Annotated in this window: 15 protein-coding genes; 2 read left to right on the top strand and 13 right to left on the bottom strand. The window is 44.4% G+C overall.

Annotation, left to right across the window (positions count from 1 at the left end; all coding sequences use genetic code 11):
- Positions 1-27: 27 nt before the first annotated feature.
- From trxA to F7R58_RS07965, 10 genes are all read right to left on the bottom strand, one after another.
- Positions 28-324: a thioredoxin gene (gene trxA, locus F7R58_RS08010; protein WP_158064411.1), complete on the bottom strand. Its 297-nt coding sequence runs from the start codon at positions 322-324 to the stop codon at positions 28-30.
- A 16-nt stretch (positions 325-340) separates the two neighbouring features.
- Complete coding sequence (locus F7R58_RS08005) at positions 341-577, bottom strand: hypothetical protein (RefSeq protein WP_158064410.1); 237 nt, start codon at positions 575-577, stop codon at positions 341-343.
- Between the two features lie 5 nt (positions 578-582).
- Positions 583-1,974, bottom strand: coding sequence for an MBL fold metallo-hydrolase (locus tag F7R58_RS08000; protein ID WP_158064409.1), 1,392 nt, complete (start codon positions 1,972-1,974; stop codon positions 583-585).
- Positions 1,975-2,106: 132 nt separating this feature from the next.
- Positions 2,107-2,988, bottom strand: a complete 882-nt coding sequence (locus tag F7R58_RS07995; RefSeq protein ID WP_158064408.1) for a helix-turn-helix domain-containing protein — start codon at positions 2,986-2,988, stop codon at positions 2,107-2,109.
- A 61-nt stretch (positions 2,989-3,049) separates the two neighbouring features.
- Positions 3,050-4,180, bottom strand: a complete 1,131-nt coding sequence (locus tag F7R58_RS07990) for an alanine racemase (protein ID WP_158064407.1) — start codon at positions 4,178-4,180, stop codon at positions 3,050-3,052.
- Positions 4,180-4,623, bottom strand: coding sequence for a GNAT family N-acetyltransferase (locus tag F7R58_RS07985; protein ID WP_158064406.1), 444 nt, complete (start codon positions 4,621-4,623; stop codon positions 4,180-4,182). Before F7R58_RS07985 ends, F7R58_RS07990 begins: the two co-directional genes overlap by 1 nt.
- Positions 4,624-4,632: 9 nt before the next feature.
- Positions 4,633-5,535: a universal stress protein gene (locus F7R58_RS07980; RefSeq protein ID WP_187695222.1), complete on the bottom strand. Its 903-nt coding sequence runs from the start codon at positions 5,533-5,535 to the stop codon at positions 4,633-4,635.
- A gap of 174 nt (positions 5,536-5,709) precedes the next feature.
- Entirely contained in the window at positions 5,710-6,561 is an 852-nt protein-coding gene (locus tag F7R58_RS07975) for a GLPGLI family protein (RefSeq protein WP_158064404.1), read from the bottom strand.
- An 83-nt stretch (positions 6,562-6,644) separates the two neighbouring features.
- Positions 6,645-7,298: a DNA alkylation repair protein gene (locus F7R58_RS07970; RefSeq protein ID WP_158064403.1), complete on the bottom strand. Its 654-nt coding sequence runs from the start codon at positions 7,296-7,298 to the stop codon at positions 6,645-6,647.
- A 102-nt stretch (positions 7,299-7,400) separates the two neighbouring features.
- On the bottom strand, positions 7,401-8,459 hold the full coding sequence (locus F7R58_RS07965) for a hypothetical protein (RefSeq protein ID WP_158064402.1): 1,059 nt from the start codon (positions 8,457-8,459) through the stop codon (positions 7,401-7,403).
- A gap of 853 nt (positions 8,460-9,312) precedes the next feature.
- On the opposite strand from F7R58_RS07965, the gene F7R58_RS07960 reads away from it, so the two are divergent.
- Both F7R58_RS07960 and F7R58_RS07955 read left to right on the top strand, forming a co-directional pair.
- Complete coding sequence (locus tag F7R58_RS07960; RefSeq protein WP_158064401.1) at positions 9,313-11,397, top strand: T9SS type B sorting domain-containing protein; 2,085 nt, start codon at positions 9,313-9,315, stop codon at positions 11,395-11,397.
- Positions 11,398-12,214: 817 nt separating this feature from the next.
- The gene (locus F7R58_RS07955; protein ID WP_158064400.1) at positions 12,215-14,209 is read left to right on the top strand and encodes a KUP/HAK/KT family potassium transporter; all 1,995 of its coding nucleotides are present in this window, start codon (positions 12,215-12,217) and stop codon (positions 14,207-14,209) included.
- A 239-nt stretch (positions 14,210-14,448) separates the two neighbouring features.
- Here the strand turns inward: F7R58_RS07955 and F7R58_RS07950 are convergent, their stop codons facing one another.
- The 3 genes from F7R58_RS07950 to F7R58_RS07940 all read right to left on the bottom strand — a co-directional run bounded on the left by F7R58_RS07950 (position 14,449) and on the right by F7R58_RS07940 (position 18,542).
- Complete coding sequence (locus F7R58_RS07950) at positions 14,449-16,179, bottom strand: ATP-binding protein (RefSeq protein WP_158064399.1); 1,731 nt, start codon at positions 16,177-16,179, stop codon at positions 14,449-14,451.
- Between the two features lie 83 nt (positions 16,180-16,262).
- Entirely contained in the window at positions 16,263-17,387 is a 1,125-nt protein-coding gene (locus tag F7R58_RS07945; protein WP_158064398.1) for a sensor protein KdpD, read from the bottom strand.
- Between the two features lie 66 nt (positions 17,388-17,453).
- Positions 17,454-18,542 carry a porin gene (locus F7R58_RS07940; RefSeq protein ID WP_158064397.1) on the bottom strand — a complete coding sequence of 363 codons (1,089 nt, stop codon included), beginning with the start codon at positions 18,540-18,542 and terminating at the stop codon, positions 17,454-17,456.
- Between the last annotated feature and the right edge of the window lie 5 nt (positions 18,543-18,547).

Below are 18,547 nucleotides of genomic sequence, written 5' to 3'. Positions count from 1 at the left end.
CGCTGCAGCTCCTGATATTGGTGTATATTAATAATTTTCGCTGATGAGACGCTCCAGTTCGTTGGCAGGAAATACACCGGACTGTTTCCAGCGGATCTCGCCTTTCCTGAAAATAATCAGTGTAGGAACACTCCTTATCCCAAACTGCGCCGCAACTGCCGGGTTTTTGTCTACATCAACTTTAATGATGGTTGCCCGGTCTCCGATTTTCTTTTTCAGTTCCTCCAGAATGGGAGCCTGCATTTTACAGGGTCCGCACCACTCAGCGAAAAAGTCTACAAGAACCGGCTTGTCCTGAGCGATCACTTCATTGAATTTTGACATTTTTTTATTTTTTTAGTTAAATAACTTCTTCATAATCTGTCTCCTTCTGCGGTTTTGCAGTTACTTTATCTGCCTGTATTCCGCAACCTCCGTGGTTGCAGCAGCCTATATTCAGCAAAGGCATGATGATAACTACCGCGGCTGCGGCTGTCATAAACCAGTTCTGCGACCGCAGAGCTTCAGCCATAAGCAGCAGCCCTACTGCCAAGCGTAATGCACGGAGAAGCGTCCTGTTTTGAATGATCCTTATCATGCTGCCTACGAGACTATGGGATTGCCTTTTTCCTTCCATTCCTTCATTCCGCCGGAATAGTTTTTTACATTTCTAAATCCATTTTTTCTCAAAACAGAATAGGCTACAGAAGAACGGTCACCTGCCTGGCAGTGAATCACCACCTGCTTATCGCGGTCAATTTTATCCAGATTTTGCGGCAGAGTACCTACAAAATTATTTTCGGCACCCTTTACATGACCTGCTTCAAATTCTGTTTTTCCGCGTACGTCCACAATCTGCACATCAGGTTGTCCGATATAGGATTTGAATTCTTCAATATCAATCACATCAGCTTTCTCGAGTTCAGGTTCAGAAAGTTTGGCTACCGGGAAATATCCCTGTATATTATCCAGTCCAATGCGCATCAGTTTGCGGGTCAGTTCCTCCATGTCACCTTCTTCAGCAATTAAAATGAAAGGTTTTTCATAGTCAAGAAGCCAACCCGCCCACGTGCTCAGACTGTTGTTATTCTGAATGTTAAGGCTGCCCGGAAGAAATCCTTCTGCAAAATCCGCTTTGTTGCGCGTATCAACAACTGTCATTCCTTTTTGCATAGCCGCTGAAATTTCTTCGCTGCTGAGTTCTTTATGTTTGGGAACTTCAGTAAGCAGGGGCCGGTCCACTTTGTTCAGCTTCTTCATCATCGCAAAATACTTTGGAGGTTCAGGCTGACCTTCAAGCAGATATTCTACGAAACCATCCTCATCATTTTCATATTGGAAGGCCCAGTTGCGCTTCATTTCATACCCTACGGTGGAGCTTGGAACTGCTCCCAGCGCTTTGCCGCAGGCCGATCCCGCGCCATGTCCAGGCCAGACCTGAAGGAAAGAAGGCAGTTGTGCAAAATCCTTCACCGATGCGTACATCTCATGAGCACCTTTCTCCTGTGTTCCTGCATATCCGGCTGCTTTCTCCAGTAAATCAGGCCGGCCCACATCGCCTACAAAAACAAAGTCGCCTGTAAAGATCATCACCGGTTCATCAGTAGCTGGATGGTCTGTTAACAGGAAACTGATGCTTTCCGGAGTGTGCCCCGGGGTGTGAAGAACTTCCAGGGTAAGATTTCCCACTTTTATCTGATCGCCGTGCTTCAGTCCCTTATGCGGAAATTCATACTGCCATTCCGGGCCGCCTTCATCAGAAAGATACATCTGCGCGCCGGTAAGTGCCGCCAGTTCTCTGGAACCAGCCAGGAAATCGGCGTGAATATGTGTTTCGGTAATATGGGTAATCTTAAGGTTGTTTTCCTTTGCAATCTGCAGGTAGGTATCCACATCGCGCTTGGCATCAATAACAATCGATTCACCGGTGGCCTGACAGCCGATCAGGTAACTTGCCTGTGCTAAACTTTTGTCGTAAATGTGTTTAAAGAACATAGTTGTATATTTTTGAATTATTTTAATACTTACTCCTTTTCAGTGATGCAAAATTAAGCAATGACTCAGGCCTGCACCGTAACATATGTTACTTTCAGGTGACGGATGCCGAATGAGTTAAGCACAATGCACCTACTGTCCGTTCACGAATTTGTGACGGAAGCGGTTGGGACTGTGGCCGGTAGCTTTACGGAAATATTTTCCGAAATGGGATTTATCAGAGAAACCTAAATCGAAGGAAATTTCGGTAACAGAAAGACTGGTGTTCAGCAGCAGACGTTCCGCCTCCAGGATAACCCGGTTACGGATGTACTGCTCAGCAGTAAGGTCCAGGCGGTCTTTTACAATGGAGTTAAGGTAGTTTGGTGTGATATTCAGCTTTTCTGCGTATTCGGAAGTACGCTTCAGCTGTCGGAAATTATGGTTCACAAGTGTTTCAAAAGCTTCCACATAAGCCAGGGTCCGGTTGGTTTTGAAACCTATATAATTGTCGCCACCACTGGCGCGTATGAACTTCAGCATGGTTACCTTCAGCAGCAGGCACACCGTTTCCCGGTTCAGCGCCTGCTGTCTTGACGCCTCAGTGGTGATATCCGACACCGTAGCCAAAAAATCAGCAAAATCCCCCCGCCGGAAGTCGCTGAAAGCAGGAAGTCCGGAGAAAGCGGTGTCATTTTTTATTTTACGGTTGCCGGTATAGATCAGGTTGTAGAAGGACCGGGTAAATAAAATCAGTTTACCCCGAAAAGTAGCCGACGCCGATAAGCGGAGAACCTGGCTGTAATTGATGAAAAACACGCGCCCACGCCGCATTTCTAAGATATTGCCGTCCAGAATGAGTTCGCCGGTACCCGCCAGCGGGATCAGAAGGGCATAGAATTTTGTCTTCACCGATGTTGAAAGCACATCAGGCACCGGGGCTGCATCCAACGGCAGGATCCCAAAGTCACCCCCAAAAGAGACGGGGCACTTCAGAGTACTGATGTTCAGGGCGATGATTGTGGATTCGGGCATAATAATCAGTCAGGGTGAGGTTACTTCATTTCCTGATGAAGCATCCGCCAACTTTAATTGACTAAATATAGGAAAAGCCGCCGGATTTTCTGCTGTCCTTTAGGTCCGATGCCGCCGAAGGAGGTATCACTGACTTGTCAACGTAATCCGAATTCATGGCGCGCAGTACGGCCATGTAATTCATGCTGAATTCCAGCGTGTCACCCACTTTTATGCCGCCGGGGTTATCATTCAGATCCAGGATGAGCATATCTGAACTGGCACCTATAATACTGATGCCAGGCTGCGTGGGTATGATATTATTGTAATCGGTGTCCAGTAAACCTACATCTACAATAGCCCTTACGGAGCTTCGGTTCCTGTCCTCCTCACTGAATTCGGGAGTTTCACCCGTCAGATTGGTGCCCGCCGTACCGGTGGGGAGGAGCGGTTTTTCTGAAAGTTCTATGACCTCAGCATGCAGCGTGAAGACATCCTGATGCATTCCCGGGATCAGCTTGTCCGCATAAACATCGGTACCGAAGAAAAGTGTTTCCCCGATGCGGAAATGGTTGATGGCTGTGGGAACTTCGTCCCTGATCAGCAACGGCAGCGTAACCGAGGATCCGCCGGAAATATAGGGTATTTTATGACCGAACTGATCCTCCAGGATATTTCTGCACCACGCCAGCGTCTTCAGCTTGTCTTCATCCGGCAGGATACCGTTCAGGCAGCAGAGATTGGTTCCAAGACCTACGATTTCAATATTGGGAAGCTCCAGCACCCGGGCATAGAAATCCATCAGGTCTTTAAGCATAATGCCTTCGCGCAGCTCACCCATCTCCAGCATCAGTACAACACGGTGTGTTTTTTCCTGAATTACCGCCTGTTCTGAAAGCGCTTTCAGTGTCTGCAGTTCTGTATTGAAACTTACATCCGCAAATCTTACAATGCTGCGCGCCAGTCTCTTGGCTGGCGGTTTTATATAGATGGTATTGGTTTCGGGAGAAATTTTCTTTATGGTCTTCAGGTTGCTAAGACGTGAATCGCAGATTTCCTTATCGGTCATATCCAGCAGCACCTTCAGAAAGGTTGCGTTTCCGCAAAGCAGTTTCCCGACAATTGCCCAGTCAATCTGATGTTGACTGAACAATGCGTCAAGAAAATTAAAATTATGAAAAAGTTTATCGCTGTTTAATGAAATATAAGACATTAGTGTTTTTTTAACCTCATTTCGAGGTATTTGGATGTGAAACCTAATTTATGATACAGATGCTTGGCCGGATTTTCCGGTTCACAGTGCAGGGCAATATCACCATCACTGTACTCAATGGCCTGCTGCATCAGTTTTTTTCCCAGTCCGGTACCGCGGGTATCACGGTCTATGGCAATATATACCAGGATGTTTTCCGGAATATAACCTTCCATACCGGTTTTATTGACAACTACCGCGCCCTTCAGACCCCCGGCATTTTCTGCGGTAATCACCAGGCCACCCGGTTTTCCGTTATGTCCCATCGCGTAAAGGATGGATTTCTCAATATCTGCTTTTTCATCGCCGTACTGATTCAGATGGTCATGCAGGAAGTCAACGATCTGCTCAATCTGCCGGTCAGTGGCTTTTTCTGTTTCGGTATATTTTTTAAATTCAGTCATAATAAGTATTTATCCCGGAATGGGAAGTGTGATGTCGTAGGAATTGATATCCACAGGAGTTGGCTCCGGATTCTGAGGTTTTACAAAAAGCAGTGCGGTATCGGTATCATTAATGATTTTCTTGAAGAAATTTTCGGAAAAAAGTGATTTCCATTTCATCTCGTCTTCGAAGTTCAGTATCACCAGATCACTGCTTTCGGATTCTGTTGTTTGGCTGATCATTTCAGCATTGTCTGCAGTAAGCACCAGTTTCGAATTAAAATGCTCAGCATTGTGGTGAAGCTGCTCCTTCATTTGCAGGAAGGCATCGCGTACCGCGGGCATATTATCCATATTGCCCACACCCATCAGGCTGATTTCGCTTTCATTTCTGTTGGCAATGGCCAGCGCAAATTCCATCTTTAGCACTAAATGATCTACGGCCCGCACAGGAAAAAGGATTTTTTTGAATTCGTACTGCATGCGGGATTCCGGCATAAGCATCACCGAACATACAGCACGGTTCAGCACAGAATAGGAGTGGGAGCCCAGCAGCGCCTGTCTGAATTTCTGCACGCCGGAAGTTCCCATGATGATGAGGTCGGCACCCAGTTCCAGAGCCAGCTCATTCAGTGAGTCGCATACGTCGCCTGTAGTAACACGGGTTTCCAGCTTCAGCGCAGGATACTCCGCAGTCAGGGCTTCATAAAGGGTACGAAGTTCGCGCACCGCAGTTTCTACGTTCTGGCTAACACGCTCGCCGCCGATCAGTTGTCTTCCCGTATGGTCTATGATGAAATTGGCAGGTACGGTATGGGTAATCAGTATTCGCGCTTCATGCCGAAGTGCAACCTGAACGGCCAGGTTGACGGCGTTTCGGGATTTATCGGTAAAGTCTGTCGGTACCAACAGTGTTTGTACAGGTGTATTCATCTTCATCAGTATTTGCATCTTCTTAAGGTAAACAAAAATAAGATTCAAATCGCAAAAAAGATGTACAGAACTCACGCTATCGTGGTACGAATTACTTATACAATAGCTTTGTTTGTTTCTATTGAAAGTTGGGCGGCAAAAATAAAAGAGTTAAAACCGTTCTTCTGATAACAACTACCTGTATAGAGTCAGGTCAATAAAATTATTATTCTTCTGCAATTTTTCCTTCAGCCTGATTTCATTGTTGCGAATCATTTCTGCCTGAGGAATAATGCGGCCGGAACCATCGCTCATCGTAATCTTAACATCGGGGTCCGCCAATATCATACGTGTAGATTTTGCTGGATCTTTAAAATATATTTTCCATAGTTCGTTAAACTTTTTTTCCGAGACAGGAATACCTTTCTCGTTCTCCTGCAGCCGCAAGTCTTTATGTTTACGGTTTCCTGCAAATGTAAATACGTGATCTCTTTTTGAATCGTTGATCTCAAGGATGAGGCCTGGGAGTCCGGCGAATCTGTAAGGGCCGTCCTGCAAGGGAATTTCAGGAGTATACCATGCAGTCCACTGGCGGCCGGCAAGTGAACCTGTAGCTTTCTGAGCCTTCAAACCTTTAATGGTCCTGGTTTCTTTCGAAATCGACCATTCCATTTTAGCTTCGTACAGGACAGCCAAATCATCTGACCCGATGGTTGTATGCAGGGTAGTTTGGTAGTCTGGATATTTTTTGGTTACACGGCTGCGGACTTTTGAACGATCACGGATATGCGTAAAATCTATATGTGTTGATTTTGTCTGCATAGCCTTTTTTATTTCCGACTCCCTGACAGAGTCATACTGTGCTCTCTCAAAACTGTAAAAACGTGAGCCTTCCTTTCCAATGTCCAGTACCATCAGTTCTTTTTCAGATTTACTGCGGTCCAGGGAGTCTATTTTAAAGGTATATTCGTAGAGAAAGCGGTGGCTCTGTGCATTGTAGGATAACGCGAGAAGGATGCATAGCAGGGAGAATACAGTTTTTTTCATCAGAATTAATTATTAGGTACAGTAAACAAGCCATTCGTTGTTAAAAAGAAAATTCTATAATACAATTGCCGCTAAGATGTTGGCTATTTTTTCGCTTTACGCTTTGCCAGCTCCGATTCAATGAAGGCCGGTAGATAATCCGGCGCACAGTTTCGGGCTACCGGCATGTCTATATAAAGGCCGGTTCTTTCGCCAATTTCAATACATCTTTGCCGGTGGGACTCATCAAATATACCAATCCAGCCAGCCGTGAAGTTCATCGCCCACTGTACTTCGGGTTCTTCGGTAGTCATCCTTTCATCCAAAGCTTCCAGAAGCGCGGCGGTATTGTTGGGAGGTTGCTGTCCTACCCAACGCAACCTGCCCTGATGGTACCAGAACAGCCGGCGGTGTAGCGGTGAAGGATGGTGCTCCCAGGAATTCAGCATGGAAAGCCCTTTTTTATCTTTTGTAAGCTGGTTAGCCATCAGCCAGTCGGCAAGTTGGGTACGGTCTGTACCGGTGTGGCTGTCCATATCATATATAAGTTGTTGGACCACCGTTTCCGTGAGTTCTTTCTTATCCATAATCAGAATCGCTAACAGCCGCGGATACAGTTCCGCGGTGGACCATAATTCCAGTGCCAGGGGATGATTGGTTCTGATGTTTTTAGCAATTTGGCGCAGGTCACCGAGTTTGGTATCCGTGCCTTTGATCTGATCATAAATTTCGGCTGCCGTACCGGATAGTTGAGTCATAGGCTTTGGTTTTAAAGCTTCAGGAAAATCAAATATACAGTATTAAAGACTTACCATAGGAGGAATACTGAAATTTCGCAGCCGGCTATGGGTCGTGCAGGCTCAGGAGTCCGGGAAGTGCGAATCCAGCCGGCGGAGTCTGGCGAAATGCCGGCGGCAACCCGTCATTGTCCTCCAGCCCGTTTTAAAACTGTCGTATTTGGCGCCACGGCGGTAATTGCTGCGAGCCACACGGTACAGAATGTTCCAGTGCCGCGCCAAAATCAGACAGGCCTGCGCAAAAGTGTTGCCGTTGCCATACACATGGTGCGGTTCGGCGCCACAACCATTGTATTCTATGATAGAAAAGTTCCTGCCGGCCTTCAGGTCTTCAATGGAGGCACATTTAATGTCGTAGCGACCATAAAACAGGGTGTCGGAATAGGAGCTGATTTCATCGAAGACCTTCAGCAGCCTTTCATCTTTCTCATCTTCCAGGCTCACCAGTGAACAGCCGCGGCTGAGGTTCAGTGCATGGCTCAGGCAAAAAGTTTCGCCTTTCTGCAGCACCAGATCCAGCTTATCGGCATGCTTGGCGCGCATCTCTTCCAGGCGGAAACAGACGCGCGGACTGGCGGCCATAAGTTCGTCCATGGTAGAGTGACCATCGCCGGTAATTTCCAGAAATTCCTTGCGTATAAATCCGGTGATGGTACCGTTTTTATCCTCCGGCAAACGGTAGTAGAAAACGCTTACTTCCAGGGGGAATTCAATGAGGTCCTGTATGATATAATCCACAGGCATCAGTTCATGATAGGCCCTTAGGTCTTCCGGCTTGCGGATGATGCGGAACATAAAGCCCATTCGGCCCACATTGGGTTTCACAACGAAAGGGTAGGTGTAACGTTTTGCCACCAGCCGCTCTACATCTGCGAAATCCTGTCCGGCCTTGATCAGCCTGCTTTCCGGATAACTGCCCGGTGGCAGGTGTTCATAAATGGACATTTTGGTAACGCCTTCAAAACCGCCGAAAGCGAGTTTAGGATTGGAGGGTGTGAAAAACCAGAACGACCCTGCACGCGCGCAGTTCCAGGCCCATACCGGGACGATTGGGATGTATTTGATTCGCCAGTCCCAGCTTTCCCAGTGGCTTATTTTGTAGAGGATGTTGTTCAGTTGCATAAATTATTCAGCAATGCCGACATCCAGCCTATAAGTAAAGCTAAGGTTAGGAGGTAGGGCTGGCTAATTTATGATTTTTGCTGAGATCTGTGGGGTGAATTTTAAATATATCCTGGCGACAGTGTGGTTAATTAGGGTTAGAAGGTTAGAGAGCGAGGTGGATATGTAGCAGGGTGTTTGAGTGTTTGAGTTTTTTGACGCAGGATGTTAGATTTCAGATTTCAGATATCAGATATCAGATGTCAGATTCCAGAAGGTTGGTAGGTTATAAGGAGACCATTCAAAATAATTCAGAATCTAAAATTCAAAATTCAACATCCATAATCGCCGTGACCTCTGTGCATTCGCTGTGTCTCTGTGGTTAATTAGAAGAAAGAGTAAAGAGCAAAGAGTAAAGATTTCAGATGTAAGACTCCAGAACGTTAGAAGGTTAGAAGGTTAGAAAGTTATGAAGAAACCATTCAAAATAATTCAGAATCTAAAATTCAAAATTCAACATCCATAATCGCCGTGACCTCTGTGCATTCTCTGTGTCTCTGTGATTAATTAGAAGAAAGAGCAAAGAGCAAAGAGTAAAGATTTCAGATGTAAGACTCCAGAAGGTTAGAAGGTTAGGAAGTTATGAGAAAACCATTCAAAATATTCAGAATCTAAAATTCAAAATTCAAAATTTAAAATTCAACATCCATAATCCATAATCGCCGTGACCTCTGTGCATTCGCTGTATCTCTGTGGTTAAACCGAATGACTTGTCATTTTATTTTTTAATTATGAAAAGCGTATAATAATTTAAGCATTAATAATAAATAATTCTATATTTGATAGATACTAAACCATAAAGCCCAAATCTGATATGAAAAAAACTTTACTCCTCGTCATTTTCCTTATCTCGCAAACTTTTTTTTCCCAGGAAGATTGCTCCACCGCATTAACTGTTTGTGGAAACTCCAGTATTACCTACAGCCCTTCCGGTATTGGCTTGGTCAATGAACCTTTGGGAGGATGTCTGAGTACCGGTGAACATAATTCGATCTGGTATAAGATAACGATTGCAACCAGCGGAACATTAACTTTCGATCTTGTTCCTACTGATCCGGCCGCAGATTATGACTGGGCTGTTTATGGTCCGAATGTCTCCTGCGGAAACCTGGGTTCACCCATCCGATGCAATGCCGCCACGGTGATCGGCGTTGGCGCTTCTACAGGTCTCAATATGACAAGTACGGTGATCAGTGCTGCCGGAGGGTCCACCACTCCATACTGTCAGTACCTAAATGTTACAGCAGGTCAGACTTATTATTTATACATCGATAACTGGGTGGGAGCGGGAAGTACGACTACCGCACCATTTTCGCTGACCTGGGGAGGAACGGCTACCATGGCGTCTCCTTACAATAACCCGGCAATCAGTCCCAACCCTTTTATTGCCCCAGGTCCCAATCAGGACGGGATCATTACCCTCTGTACAAATCCGGGCGTATTTGATTTCAGCACGCTCTCTGCGGGAATCGTCAATGGAAATCCCAACTTCACCGTAACCTACCACAATAACACCAATGATCTTTTAACCAACAGTAATCCTCTGGGTACGGTTACAGTGAATACTGCCAATACTTATTATTATGCACTTCACTATACGGATCCTACCAATCCGCTTAATCCGATAAATAAGTGTTTGGAAATAGGAACTGTCAACTTTGTGCAGGGTGCCATCACGGTTGGCGATGCAACAGTTAAAGCCTGTAACAATAACAACGAAGGTACCGCCATATTCGATCTTACTTCAGTTTCAACCGCCATGTTTGCAGATCCAACGGCCACACGGGTCTATTACCGCACAATAAGTGACATGAATAATGGCGTAAATCCTATTACCAATCCTGCTGCATTTTTCACGGCAGCTCCTACTGCGGTTTATATGCATGTTACCACCGCTCACGGCTGTACGGACTACGGCACCATTTCACTGGAGTTTTATCCTACCGTTGTGATGAATCATGCTTCGCTTACCACCTGCTTCATTGAAACAAACCCAGCTACAGGACTGTTTGATCTCAACAGTGCTGCAGTTGGCGGGGGAACAGTCACAAAAACCTACTATCCTTCCTATACTGATGCTGCCAACGGAACTAACGCCATCGCTAATCCCTCCGCCTTTGTATCGCCAACTACCGTGGTTTACGTAAAGGGTACAAGCCCGAACGGCTGTACCGGTATCTCCGAAATCACCCTTAACGTAACTCCTCCCAATCTTTCGGCGGTCTTAAAGGATAAGATCATTTGCCCCGAAGATACCACTACACTTGATGCCGGTCCGGGATATAACAGTTACCTGTGGAGTACCGGAGCCACTACTTCCTCTATTTCAAATGTAGGTGTAGGCAGCTATTGGGTAAAACTAACCTTGGGCGAATGTGTTACCAAGCAGACAGTAACTGTTTCAGCAGCTCCAATTCCAGTTGTTTCATCCATCGATATTTCAAACAACACCATCACGGTGAATGTAATTGGAGGCACGCCACCTTACCAGTTTTCTATGGACAATGCTGTTTGGCAGGATTCCAACATCTTTACTAATGTTCCAAGGGGTAAAAACGTGATCTATATTATGGATTCTTTCAACTGTGAACCTATTGCTGTAGAAGTAACGGTGCCGAATCTGATTAATGCGATTACGCCGAATAACGATGGGGTAAACGATGCCATTGATTATTCTTCATTGGGTTACAAAAAGAATCTGGTGATAAAGATATTCGACCGTTACGGAATTAATGTGTACCAGGCCGACAGATCAAATGGCTATAAATGGGATGGCAGACGTAATGACAGAAATATTTCAACCGGCACCTACTGGTACACGGTAACCTGGAACGAGCCTGATGCTGCCGGTACACCGGTGAAATACTCAGGATGGATTCTTGTTAAAAACGTAGAATAGCATACTTTAAATTAAAAAAGAAATCCGACTCACAACTGAGCCGGATTTTTTTTATTATTGCACGCATCATCTCCTGATTGTACAGGTCCACCAACGGCCACTCTGTCATCCCGCAGGGATCTCTTCCGACATCATCGGAACCCTTTTGCCTTGGCTCTTCGCGCTCTAAGCCCCTCAGTATGCTCCGTGCCTCCTCCGTGCCTCCGTGGTAAAAAAAACCACTTTTTTCTTTTTACTTTTTCCTTGGCTCTTCTCGCTCGTGGCTGAGGCCCTCGAAGCCAATTGATGTCAGTTATAAGAAACCTTCGTGCTCTTTGTGGTAAATAAATCCCTTTAATTGGCCGAGCTGATGTCTGCTATGTGAATTCTAGCATCTTGGTTATTTATTCCAACATCTCACCTCTCTTATAACCACAGGCATACAAAGATGACAGTTCCCATGGTGCGTGAGGTTCTTGAGCTACATTGGGACTGCTACTTCACCCACTCCCTCCCGCTCCCAAATCGGGACGGACCCAACTTCCTTACTAGTCCCATTAGCCTGTCGAAGTAAGGGTTCGGGGTAAACGGCTGGAATTTTAACCGGTTAACCGATCGATTAACCGTCTATCTGCTCCCGCATTAAGCCATGGGCTAAGGCCAGAAGGCCGGCAGCATCCCGAATAAAGCCATCAGCCATCAGCCCCCTGGACCCGGCTAAAACGCCTGGAATTTTAACCGGGAGAGTTTTCTTGTGTAGTTTCACATTAATTTATATTTATCATTGCTGGATTACTTTTTAATTTAAATTTGCATATTCAAAAAAATTAAAAATATTATGGCCGAAGTTGTAGAAGGTGGGCACCACTTCGATCTCAAGAAACTCTCTTTTGTGGGAGTTTTGGTATCGCTGGGAATTGTTTTCGGCGATATTGGCACATCGCCGCTGTATGTAATGAAAGCGATTGTAAATGCGCGGGGTGAAGGTGCTACCATGCCATTTGACGTATATATAGAAGGTGCACTATCCTGTATTATTTGGACCCTTACACTGCAGACCACATTAAAATACGTGATCATAGCTTTACGGGCGGACAATAAAGGTGAAGGAGGTATTTTGGCCTTGTTTTCATTAGTGAAAAATCTTAAAAAGAGGTGGCTATATCTTATTGCAATTATAGGAGCATCCGCTTTGGTTGCAGACGGAGTTATAACGCCGTCACTAACCGTAATGTCAGCCATAGAAGGCTTGCAGATTTATAATCCTGAGACTCCTGTCGTACTCATTACTTGTGGTATTTTAATCCTCATATTTGTAGTGCAACAATTTGGAACCAGTTTTATCGGGAAGTTTTTTGGTCCCGTAATGGTAGTTTGGTTTTTGGTTTTGGGCGGTTTGGGCGCTTTTCATTTATTTCAGGATGTGGAAGTTTTGAAAGCATTCAATCCGTATTATGCTTATAAGCTCATTATAGATTCGCCTAGTGCAATTATCATTTTAGGTGCTGTTTTTCTCTGTACCACAGGAGCAGAAGCCTTGTATTCGGATTTAGGTCATTGTGGAGCCAAAAACATCAGAATAAGTTGGATGTTCGTGAAAGTGATGCTCATTTTGAACTACCTGGGTCAAGGTGCATGGTTGCTGAAAAACGAAAGTCTAATCCACACAAAAGGAATGAATCCGTTCTTTGGTATTATGCCGGAATGGATGATTCTTCCCGGAGTCATACTTGCAACAGCTGCGGCAATTATCGCATCGCAGGCATTAATAACAGGATCTTTTACCATTTTTTCTGAAGCAATGGCATTAAACTTATGGCCTATTCAGCAGATCGATTACCCCTCTGGGCTGAAGGGACAAATGTATATTCCCCGAATCAATTGGGGTTTGTTGCTCTTCTGTATCATAGTGGTGCTGTTTTTCAAAGAATCTCACAATATGGAAGCCGCTTACGGCCTCTCCATTACTGTTACCATGTTTATGACTACTATTTTACTCACTTTCTGGCTTTTGAGGAAGAGAGTACATAAGCTGTTAATTCTAGGTTTTTTCTTGGTGTATGCTGCGATCGAAATAGGATTTTTCAGTGCAAATATTATTAAGTTTTTTGATGGTGGTTGGATTACTGTCATTCTTGCCGGATTTATTGGTGTTTGTATGTATGCCTGGATTAACGGTAGGCTTATCAAAGCCAAGTTCATCAAATTTGTGAAACTTGCCAAATATGTACCTGTTATTAAAGACCTTAAACTCGATGAAAGTATTCCTAAATATGCTACGAATCTTGCATTCCTGAGCCGCGCTAAAAGAGAGGACGAAATTGAATCGAAGATTATCTATTCCATATTGAGAAAACAGCCAAAACGTGCAGATCATTATTTTATATTGAATATTGTAAATCAGGAAGATCCCTTTACCTACAAATATACCGTTGATGAAATTATGCCGGGCACGATTTACAGAATCCACTTCCTGCTCGGATTTAAAGTTGACCGGAGGATCAATGATTATTTCGATCAGGTTCTGGCGGACATGATGGAAGAAGGAAACATCCCTTCCAGGAGCAGTCATCCTTCGCTCCGTTCGCACAATATTCCACCCGATCTGAAGTATGTAGTAATCGACAACACCTATATCAACGACACATTGCTGACCGTGAAAGAAAAGATTACCCTTAACATTTATAACTTTGTGAAGTATATCGGCAGCGATGATTTCAAAGCCTGGGGCGTTTCACCGCATAATGTGGTGGTGGAGTCCGCACCTCTTTTGGATCAGAAGGTGGTCACCAAAAAGATTCAGCAGGTTGATTTCAAACATTACAATTCATGATTTAATCAGTTAATTTTCCTCTATTGTTACCACACCAAACGCCAGTTCTCCACCTTTCCCAAAAGTTTTAAACTCAGCTAAAGTCGCCTTTGACTTTATAGAAATTTTCCTGAGCTTATCCGGAGGCGCAAAACAGGAAGTTTTGGAGGGACTCATGATTGCTGAGGCTTTAGAAACATCAGAGGTTGAAGGGCGCTATTGCTTCAGAAAAGATGCAAAGTAGACAAGGAAGAAAATCTTTAAACTTCAGACCGCTTTAAAGTAAAGTAAAAAGAACTGCCGGATCCCACTTCACTTTCAACGTTTACAGATCCCCCCTGCGCTTCTATAAACTCTTTGCTGATCGCCAGGCCAAGTCCGGTACCTTCCTTCTGCGTTCCGGGAACCCTGAAATAGCGGTCAAAGACTTTGCCCAGATATTTCTCAGGAATTCCGCTACCGGAGTCTTTTACCATAAATTTGACATGACCATTTTCTTCAGAAATCTTTACTCCAATTTTTCCACCTTCATGCGAGTAACGAATAGCATTTGAGATCAGGTTAATCAATATCCAGATTGTTTTTTCGCCGTCCGCAATTACTTCAGAAAGATGATCGGGACAGCTGACTTCCACCAGGATGTTCTTCTGTTCTGACTGTGTTTTGGTAGCTTCCAGAGCGTAGTGTACCAATTCTTTTGGATCCGTTGGTTTCAACGACAGTTGAATATTGCCACTTTCTACCTGAGTGAGATTCAGCAGTTCCCCTGTAATTTTCAGGAGACGGTTGGAGTCATCTTTTATGCTTTCCAATAAATGTTTCTGTTCCGCGTTTAATTTCCCGACGCGCACGTCTTCTAATAATTGCAAGCTCATTTTTATCGAGGAGATTGGTGTTTTAAACTCGTGAGATACCGTGCCTATGAAATTGGTTTTTGCCAGATCCAGTTCCTTGAATGGAGTAATATTACGAAGCATGATCACATGACCGATCAGTTGTGATACCTTTTCTCCAGTAGGAATGACCTGAATGTCGATCAGTTCTTTTTCAAAATAACTTTCTTTACCGTCAGCAAAAATCTTTATCGGACCTTCATTTTTTGTGAATTCCGGATTAATAAGTTCCTTTATTAAATCCCTCACCAGATCATTGGAGACCGCAATGTCTTGAATCTGTTGCCCAATGACATTTTCTCTTTTAAGACCTGAAATTTTTAATGCTTCATCGTTGGCAAACAGTACTTTTTTATGCTCATCGATCCCAATAACCGGATCGTGCATGTTGTTGATGAGGGTTTCAATACGTTTTTTCCCTTTGATGATTTTATCAAGTTTGCTCTCGGCGTACTCTTCCAATTTCTCAGCCATGGTATTAAAAGACCTGGCTAATTCGCCAAATTCGCTGTGACTTTCAAACCTTACGCGTTCCTTGTAGTTTTGGTTGGCAATCTGTCTGATACTTTCGGTAAGTTCCTTTATCGGGTTGGCAATATTCCCAGGGAGATTCACCAACAGTATAAAAGCAATCATAAAACAAACAGTGCCTGCAACAGAAATCCAGAATACCGCACGTTCGGCGGTGATATTGGCAATGCTGCTCTTCCGTTCAATAGCCTCCATGTTCAGGCGCATAAGTTCTGCAATATCACTCCGGATGAAGGAAGCCAGTAACGGATCATCCGGGTTCAGTTTTAATCTGCGGAAATGGGAAGAGAGCTCCGAAGTTTTTTCCTGTTCCCCAATTTCTGTAACGTTCGCCTCCTGCTTTTTAAGATTTTTTTCAAAACCGGAAAGTGCCTCTGTATTTGTGGGAATTTCTTCCAACGCCAATAGCATATTTCTTGAATACTGAAGCGTATTGTAGTTGGCGACCAGTATGTTTTTTGTGTCACGTTGCAGTGCATTGACATAAATAATACTCATTGCCGCAAGCAATATAATAAAGGCAAACAACAGACCTACGCCCGATATAAGTTTCGTTTTTATTTTCATTTTCTTTCTTTATGTACAGCAGCATCAATTTAGCTCTATAGGTTTGCTTTACAAGCCGATTCCCTGAGTTTTTGATGGGCCCCTCAACTGAGAATAACCATATCAACATTTTTGGCAGCCAGTTTTTTTAAAAGCACATTAAAAACATCTGTAGCCATAAGCAAATTCCAAATCGCCAAACGGGGTTTTCCAATACAGACGGTCGTTATTTTCTTTTCCTCCACCTGCTTCATAATCGCCTTGGAAACTGATGTACCTTTTACATTGATTATTTCGGCACCTAATTCCGTGGCTATTTTATAATTATTAATCAAATGCCGCTGCCTGCTTAAAGGGATCCTGTCCGCATTTTCTGCGGGGGTCTGCACATAAAGTACATACCATTTGCTGTGATAATAATTAGCGAGTCTGGCCGTCTTTTTTATAATATTTTTTGCCGACTTCTCATTGCTGCTGATGCAGGCCAGAAACCGTTCCTGTTTCAGGGTATTGGGCTTGACAACCTCCGTCTCCACTTTTCTGTTGACCTGCGTTGCCACTTCTCGCAAGGCAAGTTCGCGCAACTGTAAAATATGGTCGCTCTGGAAAAAGTTTGTTAAAGCCGCTGCGATTTTCTCAGCCTGATAAATTTTACCCTCCTTCAGCCTCCCGATCAGCTCATCGGCCGTAAGGTCGATGTTGACCACTTCATCTGCCCTGCCAACCACACTGTCCGGAATCCGCTCCTGAACGGTAATTCCGGTAATGTGCTTGATTTCGTCATTCAGACTTTCGATATGCTGAATGTTTACTGCAGAAATAACGTTAATTCCTGCGTCCAGGATCTCATATACATCCTGCCAGCGCTTTTCATTTTTGCTGCCTTCAATATTGGTGTGTGCCAGTTCATCGATGATCACCACTTCGGGCCGGAGATTTATTACTGCATGAACATCCAGTTCCTCCAGTTCTTTCCCTTTGTAGAATAAAGTTCTTCTGGGGATCAGCGGCAGTCCTTCCAGTAGTGCTGCTGTTTCTGCACGGTGATGGGTTTCGATATATCCGATTTTCACATCGATCCCGTTGCGCAGCAGCGTGTGTGCTTCCTGAAGCATTCGGAAGGTTTTACCGACCCCGGCACTCATGCCGATGTACAGTTTAAATTTTCCCCGCCTCGATTTTTTAATCAGCTGGAGAAAATGTTCTGCGGTTTTTCTTTCTTCTTCCATTTTTCTGTGGTGCCGGATATTTTTCAAGGCAGGAAATACAGATTAACGTCTTTTATTTCACTTTTTTTAAAAGCTGACTGCCAACGCTGTGGTGGCCGAGAAGCTGTTGGAGTTAAGATTTCCGTCATGTTTTACAAAGATAGGGTCTTTACTGGCCAGATTTTTAATTTCTGTACGCCAGACCAGATTAGGTAGAATGGCATAATCTGCATTTGCCGAATAACCAAAAGTTTTAAATCCATTCGGCGTTCCTGTTGCTATAATCACTCCTGCTTCATCCTGATAATATTCGCCCCGCGCGGTGATGCTGAGCTTGTCTGTGGCAGCGTATTTAGCCACTAAAACCGTTGTGTACCAGGTATTATAACTGTTGCTGTTTTTTTCTTTCTGTTCGGCTCCGATATCAAATCCGGCAGTAATTCCGACCTTTTCGTTGACTTGATAGATGGCATATAGGTTATGGAAATAACGCATTTGCCGGATGCTGTCGGGTTTGTCATTGCCAATAAACGATCCGCTGTTCAGAGTCAGTCTCGTATTGGGCTTGTAAGTGAGCTGATGCCCGAAAGCGGGTGTGGTATTTCCGTCAACCCTTTGGATGCGCTGCCACCCGTTCAGCACCAGTCCGCTTAAGAACCACTTTCCGGTGGGCGAAGTATAAGAAATTTTAGCACCTGTCTCAAAATAGGGAGAATTCTCGGCTCCTAAACTTCTGGTGAGGGTATAGTTGTCTTTACCTGTAGCACTTTCGAAACCGAGATGAGAGGACATAATTCCCGAATCAATCCACAAATCGTGTTTTTTCGAAATTTTGAAACCGATATTTCCTTCATAAATGTTCTTTAAAACATCAGGCTCCGCCGCGTAATTGGCACTCATGTAAGAACCTGCTCCCAGGGCGATATTGGATCTAACCTGTTCAGTACTGTAATTCGCTTTTAAATAAGCCAGATTCAGGCTCACTTCATTATTTCTGTTGTGGCTGTAAATAAACCCGGGCCGTGAGTTGTTTAAAGGTCGGTTGCCATCATACTGATAATACACTTCGGCATAACCGGTAAGGTTCAGTTTTTTTGCTGAATCAAATTCTGCCTGAGCGGATAAACTGCCTATGCTGCCTGCAAGAAATGCAGCGATTATTATTTTTTTAGTCATTGTTC

Source organism: Chryseobacterium sp., from assembly GCF_008831505.1.
Classification (GTDB): domain Bacteria; phylum Bacteroidota; class Bacteroidia; order Flavobacteriales; family Weeksellaceae; genus Marnyiella.
Note: the sequence above shows the minus strand (reverse complement) of the source record. Positions and strands in the feature narration are given on the sequence as shown.